Origin of the sequence: Lacrimispora sp. (genome assembly GCF_032078915.1) — a bacterium.
GTDB lineage: Bacteria > Bacillota > Clostridia > Lachnospirales > Lachnospiraceae > Lacrimispora.
Map to the genome: position 1 here is coordinate 1 of NZ_DAMAUN010000174.1, position 5202 is coordinate 5202.

Genomic DNA, 5202 nt, shown 5'->3' on the forward strand with positions numbered 1-5202 from the left:
GTCAAGGCTTGAAAAGACGCTGTTTGTTATAACCCATGATTATGAATTCGCGGTTTCCACCTGCAGTCGGGCAGTGGTGCTTTCAAAGGGCTGCTGTTCCCTGGATTTTCCGGTGTATGGAAACGAGGACAGGCTGCTTGCCTGCATGGAGGAAAGCGTTTGATCAACCATAAAAAGAAATCACTCAAAGCAGGAGATTTTAACATGTTTTTGCTTTGAGCGAAAGGAATGGACATAAAAATGAAGAAAATATTACCATTTGCAGCCGGATGCAGAGGAAAACTGGCTGCTTCCGTGCTGTTTGCTGTCTTAAGTGTTGCAGGAGGCATAATCCCCTACTTTGCAGCAGCAAAAATAACCTATAAAATGATTGAAAACCAGTATACGGTTCCGGGCCTTGGCCTTCTGGTTCTGACCGCGCTTTTTGGCTACACGGCTAAGGTGGTCTTGGGAGCAGTTTCCACAGAGCTGTCCCACCAGGCGGCTTACCGGATCCTCGTATCCATCCGGACGGCATTGACAGCCAAGCTGTCAAAGGTTCCCCTTGGATATGTGACAGAACGCCCCTCCGGAGGGCTGAAAGCGGTTCTGGTGGATACAGTGGAAAAGCTGGAAGCACCGTTTGCCCATCTGATTCCGGAAATGACGGCTAATCTTCTGGTTCCTGCCGCTGTGCTTATCTATCTGTTTTACTTAGACTGGAGGCTTGCTCTTTTATCCCTTGTCACAATCCCTTTGGGACTGTTGTTTTACATCCCACTGATGAAAAAGTACAAAAAGTATTATAAGAAAAATGTGGAAGCAGGAAATGAAATGAGCTCCCAGGCGGTGGAGTATATCAATGGGATCGAGGCCATTAAGGCATTCAACCAGTCTGCTTCTTCCTATGAAAGCTATGCAGGGGCGGTAAAGAACAGCTGTCAGGCGATCACGGAGTTTTTTATGGTTACCCTGCCGGAGTATACGGCTTTGATGACCATACTTCCCTCCACTCTTTTGTTTGTATTACCTTCTGCCTTGTACTTTTACGCTCAGGGCACCCTGGAGCTATCTGCCATGCTGACCTGTATCATCCTTTCTTTTGGCCTGGCAGGTCCCTTGGTCCAGGCCATGAAGTACACGGATAACATCGCTTCCATGGGAACCATTATGAACCAGGTGGCGGAGATTTTGAAGGAAGAAGAGATGATAAGGCCGTCTATGGGGCAGGACTTAAAGGATTACCCCATTGTATTTGAAAATGTCACCTTTGGATATCAGGATCAGGAGATCCTTCATGGAATTTCCTTTGAGGCGAAGCCAAAGGAAATGACTGCAATCGTCGGGCCATCGGGTTCGGGAAAATCAACCATTGCAAAACTGATCGCCGGATTCTGGGATGTGAACGGAGGGCGGATCACCCTGGGAGGAGTGGATGTAAGGCGCCTGCCTCTTCAGCAGGTGAGCAGCATCATTTCCTATGTGTCACAGGATAATTTTTTGTTTCACTTATCCATACGGGATAATATAAGAATCGGAAAGCCCGGGGCATCGGATGAGGAAATTGTGGAAGCTGCTAAAAAGGCCAGCTGTCATGAGTTCATCCAGTCCCTGGAACAGGGATACGATACTCTGGTGGGGGAAGGCGGGGGCCAGCTTTCCGGCGGGGAGCGCCAGCGCATTTCCATTGCAAGGGCTATTTTAAAAAACAGTCCGGTGATCCTGCTTGATGAGGCGACAGCCTATACGGATTCAGAAAATGAAGCGGTCATCCAGCAGTCGGTTTCCAGGCTGGTCCGGGGAAAGACCCTCATTGTCATTGCCCACAGGCTTTCTACCATATCATCCGCAGACAGGATCATCGTGGTAAATGACGGACGGATCGATAGCCAGGGCACTCATGAGGAGCTTCTTGCCGGCAGTACCATGTACCACAGTATGTGGAGTGCCCATATAGGCTCCAGAGATATTGATCCGGAAGAAAGGAGATAGGAATAATGATTAAAATACTTAAAAAGATCCTTTGTTTTTCGGGAAAGCATAAGGGGCAGCTGGTCCGTGCGGTTTGGTATCACATTTTTTACTCCGTTTTTGAAGCCCTTCCGGTGGCTGGGATCTTATACAGTCTGACCGCCATTGCAGAAAGCAGGGCGGGCGGAGTCCCCCTTTCCATAAGAGTGGTCCTGATCACTCTGGGAATTATGCTTCTCAGCGTTGCAGGCCGGATCCTGTTTCATTACCTGGCAAACAGGGAAAGCAGCACTGCCTGTTTCTCCATGTGCGCAGACCAGCGGATCGCCATTGGGGAACGGTTAAAGCGTATGCCTATGGGATTCTTTAATACCAACAGTCTGGGAGAGATCACCTCATCAGTGACCACCACCATGAATGAAATTGAAGCCATGGCAGGCACAGCCATCACCAACATCGTCGTTGGCCTTGTCCATGCGGTCATCCTCACTCTGGTGATTACCATGTTTCATTGGAAGATCGGACTGATTTCATTTGCAGCCATTCTACTGGGGCTTTGGGTCAACGGATTTCTACAGAAAAAGAGCATGGAGATCGCCCCGGAGAAGCAGGACGTTCAGGCCTCCCTGGCTTCTGCGGTGCTGGAGTATATTCAGGGAATTTCTGTTGTAAAGGCTTATGGGCTGGGAGAGACCTCCAACCGCACCGTAGATGGAGCCATAGGGGAAAGCTGCCGCCAGAATCTTCGCTTTGAGCGCCTGTTTACCGGGCTTACGGCCCTTTACAGCTATATTTTCAAGGCTGCAGCATGCGGAGTGCTGATGGCGGCTTGCTGCCTGTTTGCCGGAGGGGAACTTTCTCTTTCTAATGCCCTGACCATAGTGATCTCCAGCTTTGTCATGTATTCTTATATCGAGGGAGTGGGAGGAAGCGCTTCGCTCCTGGAATTGATCGATGACAATCTAAACCGGATCCAGGCGGTATATGAGGCTCCTGTTTTAGATGAAAACGGTGCGGATATCCAGCCAGATCATTTTGATATTGAATTTAAGGATGTAAGCTTTTCCTATGATACAAGAAAAATATTGAATCATGTTGACTTAAGGATTCCGGAAAGGACCACGGCTGCTATCGTAGGGCCTTCCGGAGGTGGAAAAAGCACCTTATGCAGCCTGATTGCACGCTTTTGGGATGTGGATTCCGGAGAAGTCCTTTTAAATGGCAGAAATGTGAAGGACTACACCTCAGACAGCCTGTTAAGAAACATAAGCATTGTCTTCCAGAACGTTTATCTGTTCCGGGGAACCATTGCAGACAACATCCGGTTCGGGAGGCCGGGAGCCACCATGGAACAGATCATGGAGGCAGCAAAAAAAGCCTGCTGTCACGATTTTATTATGGAGTTTCCCCTGGGGTATGATACCCTGGTAGGGGAAGGGGGAGGAAGCCTTTCGGGGGGGCAAAAGCAAAGAATATCCATTGCCAGGGCCATCTTAAAGGATTCACCTATTATCATTCTGGATGAAGCCACCTCAAGCGTGGACCCTGAGAATGAGCTGCAGCTTCAGACTGCCATAGAGGAGCTGACAAAACGGAAAACAGTTATCATGATTGCCCACCGCCTTACTACGGTCCGCCATGCGGACCAGATATTGGTGCTGAGTGGAGGAAAGATCGCTGAGCGGGGCAGGCATGAAGAGCTGGTGGAGAAAAACGGCCTGTACCGGGAATTTTTACAGGTTAGAAAGCGGGCCATTGGCTGGAGCCTGGATAAAAACCCTTAAAATGGCGGAAGCTTTTATCTGCCGGTTTCCTAATTATGCTGTATTTTTGCTTTCTGTTTCAACAACCTTTGTTACATTTCTTTCTTTTCTTTATGGCATTTCCGTGGTAAATTATAGGGAAGTAAAAAGGCAACCATAATGAACGGCAAAAAGGCAGGTACGAATATGAAATGGAGAGATAGCTTCCACCCTTATGCGGCCACAACCATATTTTTCTGGTCACTGGCCTATGTGTTCACAAAACTGGCTCTTGGATATTTTTCCCCGTTTTCCCTGGGATTTCTTCGGTATGTGGTGGCGTCTCTCGCTTTGATTGCGGTTGCCCTCTTTACAAAGATGAAACTGCCAGGGAAGAGGGATGTTTTATGGTTCATGGCTTCCGGGGCAGCCGGTTTTTTCTTTTACATGATAGCCTTTAACAAAGGGCAGAATATGGTAACGGCTTCCACCGGCAGCGTTGTGCTCGCCACGGTTCCGGTTATTACCGCGCTTCTGGCCCGGTTTGTTTACAGGGAAAGGCTGCTGGGATTCCAGTGGGCAGCCATTGGGATCCAGTTCATCGGAGTGTTGGTCCTGACTCTGATGAATGGAGTGTTTTCCATTAATTCCGGCCTGTTCTGGCTGTTCCTTGCAGCTTTGCTGGTCAGCATTTACAATCTATTGCAGAGAAAATTGACGAAATCCTATCAAGCCCTGCAGTCCTGTGCCTTTAGTATTTTCTTTGGTACGCTGTTTCTTGCCATATTTCTGCCTTCATCTGTAAATGAGGCGGTCCATGCCCCCGGAATCCAGATATTCTATGTTGTGACCCTGGGAATAGGCTCCAGCGCCATAGCCTATGTATCATGGTCAAAGGCATTTGCGAAGGCAAAACAGACGTCGCAAGTCAGCAATTATATGTTTGTGACGCCCTTTTTAACAAGTGTTTTCGGTTTTCTCATGATAAATGAGGTTCCGGACAAGGCGACCCTCACCGGCGGCGCAATCATTTTGTCTGGGATCCTTATGTTTAACTTTGGAGGAAAAATCAATGGATCTTTATTCACAAAAAAACGGACCGGACATACCCTTATTGATAAAACGTCTAAAGCGGAATAACATAGCAGGTTATCTGGTTCAGGATAAAGGTGAACTTCTGGAGCTTTTAAGGAGGCTTATAGCGGATGGAACGACCGTGGGCTGCGGAGATTCTGTCACCCTGGAACAGACGGGAGTCTTTGAAGATTTAAGGAAAAGGGATGTGGACTTTCTGGATAAATATGATCCTTCCCTTACCAGGGAAGGAAAACGGGAGATATACCTTAAGAATTTTTCGGCAGACACGTTTATCACCGGAGCCAATGGGATCACCATGGACGGGAAGATCTTTAATATTGACGGCAATGGAAGCCGGGTGGCCCCCATGCTGTACGGCCCGGAGCAGGTCATTGTTGTTGCAGGGACGAACAAGATAACGGAAGATGTGGAG

Annotated in this window: 4 protein-coding genes; all 4 read left to right on the forward strand. The window is 48.3% G+C overall.

The features are described 5' to 3' along the window. Positions 1-240 precede the first annotated feature (240 nt). On the forward strand, positions 241-1971 hold the full coding sequence (locus tag RT269_RS29720) for an ABC transporter ATP-binding protein (RefSeq protein WP_313188117.1): 1731 nt from the start codon (positions 241-243) through the stop codon (positions 1969-1971). Between the two features lie 5 nt (positions 1972-1976). After that, positions 1977-3734: an ABC transporter ATP-binding protein gene (locus tag RT269_RS29725; RefSeq protein WP_313188119.1), complete on the forward strand. Its 1758-nt coding sequence runs from the start codon at positions 1977-1979 to the stop codon at positions 3732-3734. Between the two features lie 165 nt (positions 3735-3899). Further along, positions 3900-4832 carry a DMT family transporter gene (locus RT269_RS29730; RefSeq protein WP_313188121.1) on the forward strand — a complete coding sequence of 311 codons (933 nt, stop codon included), beginning with the start codon at positions 3900-3902 and terminating at the stop codon, positions 4830-4832. Beyond that, a partial coding sequence (locus RT269_RS29735) for a lactate utilization protein (RefSeq protein ID WP_313188122.1) occupies positions 4765-5202 on the forward strand: 438 nt, incomplete at its 3' end. The genes RT269_RS29730 and RT269_RS29735, both read left to right, overlap by 68 nt.